This is a genomic window from Bradyrhizobium sp. HKCCYLRH3073 (genome assembly GCF_051167995.1).
Classification (GTDB): Bacteria; Pseudomonadota; Alphaproteobacteria; order Rhizobiales; family Xanthobacteraceae; genus Bradyrhizobium.
Genome location: NZ_JBNPUD010000034.1, coordinates 1 through 2,520, shown reverse-complemented (window position 1 = coordinate 2,520; position 2,520 = coordinate 1). Strand labels below are relative to the sequence as shown.

Genomic DNA, 2,520 nt, shown 5'->3' with positions numbered 1-2,520 from the left:
CAACTTGCCAAAAACCCACAACAGTTGAGCCTCGCAATATGCGGAAGCTGAACCGGACAGTCGTGGGTCAAGCCCGGGCATGACGAGAGACCAAAGATGCTCGCCTACCGCGACTGGGGATCCTCGCGCTGCTCGATCCGGTCCTTGTTGTTGACCTGCTCGTCTTCCGGCTTCACCACGTCGATGGTCTTGCCGGACTGATTGCCCGGATTGTAGTGATACTGGCCTTCCTGCTTCTCGCCGGGCTGCTTCTGGTTCGGATTGACGGTGTCGGCCATCGGACTCTCCTCGGGACGTGCCTGTTGTCCCGACGACAACAGTCCTGCACGAGCCGGGTTCCGCGGCCCCGTGCCGCAGGCGCGCACATCTCCCGCGCGGTTGCCGTCTTACCGTTCTGTGCGCGCCATCACTTAAACCGCGAGCCGTTTTTGTCATGATCCCCCGCATCGGCTGCATGGGGCAGCCTCACGCAATAAGGGACACGGTCATGACCACCAGCCTTCGCCTTCTCGCCGCCGCTGCCATCGTCGCCGCCACCGGCCTGCTCGCGTCGGCATCGACCTCGCCGGTCCAGGCGGGATGGGAGTGGCTCGGCAACAAGGACTACGTCCGCTGCCTGCAACTGTTCTACACCGGGGACTTCCTGATGCCGGCGAACGCCACCCCGGCCCAGCGTGCGGCGAAGCACGAAGCCGGCCGCCGCTATTGCAATCGCCAGTATTACGGCCACGACTGAGCTTGGCAGCCCAGGCGCAAGGCCGGAGCGAACGTCGCCCCGGCTCCTCTTGCGCGCCGCCTCACGCCCCCGTCACGCGCCAGATGCAGTTGCCGACATCGTCGGCGACCAGCAGCGAGCCGTCCGGGCCGATGACCACGCCGACCGGGCGGCCATAGGAGAAGCTCTCGTCCGGCGCCAGGAAGCCGGACAGGATGTCGCGCGCAGGTCCCGACGGCTTGCCGTTCTCGAACGGGATGAACACGACCTTGTAGCCGGACAGCTTGCTGCGGTTCCACGAGCCGTGCTGGCCGATCACCATGCCATCCGGAAAACCCGGGAGCGTGCCTGCGGGCAGCCAGCACAGGCCGAGCGAAGCCGTGTGGCCGCCGAGCGCGTAGTCCGGCGTCAGCGCGGTCGCCACCAGCTTCGGATCCTGCGGCACGCGGTCGTCGACCGTCCTGCCCCAGTAGCAATAGGGCCAGCCATAGAAGCCGCCCTCGCGCACCGAGGTCAGGTAGTCCGGCGGCGTCTCGTCGCCGAGCCCGTCGCGCTCGTTGACGACGGTCCACAGCACCTTGGTCGACGGCTCGAACGCCAGCCCCACCGCGTTGCGCAGGCCTGATGCGAAGATACGGCTCGCACCGCTCGCGATGTCCAGCTCATAGACGCAGGCGCGGCCCTCCTCGACCTCGAACCCCAGCTCGGCGATGTTGGTGAGCGAGCCGACGCCGGCATAGAGCTTGCTGCCATCGGGGCTGACCAGCAGGCTGCGCGTCCAGTGCCCGCCCGGCTTGAAATTCGTCAGCCGCTGGCCCTGCGCGGTGATGCGCTCGGCGCCCGCGCTGTACGGGAAGGCGACGATGCCGTCGGTGTTGCCGACATAGAAGGTGTCGCCGACCAGCGCCATCCCGAACGGCTGGCTGAGATTCTCCATGAACGCATTGCGGCGCTCAGCGGTGCCGTCGCCGTCGGCATCGACCAGCCGTGTGATGCGGTTGGCGCTGACACCGAGCGCCGCGGCGCGGCGCATCGTCGCCTGCATCGCATAGCCGAACATGTTGCGCACCGGGCTCGGAATCTGCGTCGACTCGGCGATCAGCACCGACTTGTCCGGCATCGTGTAGATCCAGCGCGGATGATCGAGCCCGGTGGCGAACGCATTCACCTTCAGCCCCGCCGCCGCCACCGGCGCCTCGCCGTCGCGCCAGCCGCGCGCCGTCGGCATCTTCAAGGTCGGCAGCAACCCCTGCGGCTTGGCGACCGGAATCTGCGGCGCCGCCCCCCACGCCGGCTGCGGTGTCTCCCCCTGCAGCTTGCGCCACTGCAGCGCCGCATTGCCAACCAGCGCGACACCGCGCGCGACGATCGAGGAGAGCGTTGTCATGGGAGTCCTGTGGGGATGGGGCAGATGGATGTGGTGGGTGAGGGCCATCGAGGATGGCGGAAGGGCCGGAATGTTATGATCTACCCCAGCCACCGTGACAACTGCGTGGGCCGCGGATGGGGGCTGCGGAACCCACGAAGCGCGTGCGGCCGGGCAACTCACCGTGGGCCGTGCAGGACTGCACACGCTGATCATCCGCTGGCGCAGGTGGCGTCCACCATTTGAGAAGATGCGCACCAACGGCGATGAGGTCAACTATGAGGCTCGCGGTCCATTGCCTCTGCCTCAATCGACCGCACAAATTCCACTTGCGATTTTTCCGAAATCATGCTCTACTCCTCGCATCCCGTCCTCATGCAGAGGGGCGTACGCGTCGTCACGATACGTAGAGGCGGGGAGCGGTGGCCGCGGGCCTGTC

At 66.9% G+C, this 2,520-nt stretch carries 3 protein-coding genes; 1 reads left to right on the top strand and 2 read right to left on the bottom strand.

Annotated features, from left to right (window positions below; genetic code table 11):
- Positions 1-104: 104 nt before the first annotated feature.
- On the bottom strand, positions 105-278 hold the full coding sequence (locus ACQR1X_RS32470) for a hypothetical protein (RefSeq protein WP_316239149.1): 174 nt from the start codon (positions 276-278) through the stop codon (positions 105-107).
- A 209-nt stretch (positions 279-487) separates the two neighbouring features.
- On the opposite strand from ACQR1X_RS32470, the gene ACQR1X_RS32465 reads away from it, so the two are divergent.
- On the top strand, positions 488-736 hold the full coding sequence (locus ACQR1X_RS32465) for a hypothetical protein (protein ID WP_316239150.1): 249 nt from the start codon (positions 488-490) through the stop codon (positions 734-736).
- Between the two features lie 61 nt (positions 737-797).
- On the opposite strand, the gene ACQR1X_RS32460 is transcribed toward ACQR1X_RS32465, so the two are convergent.
- Positions 798-2,102: a PQQ-dependent sugar dehydrogenase gene (locus ACQR1X_RS32460; protein WP_434900358.1), complete on the bottom strand. Its 1,305-nt coding sequence runs from the start codon at positions 2,100-2,102 to the stop codon at positions 798-800.
- Positions 2,103-2,520: the final 418 nt, after the last annotated feature.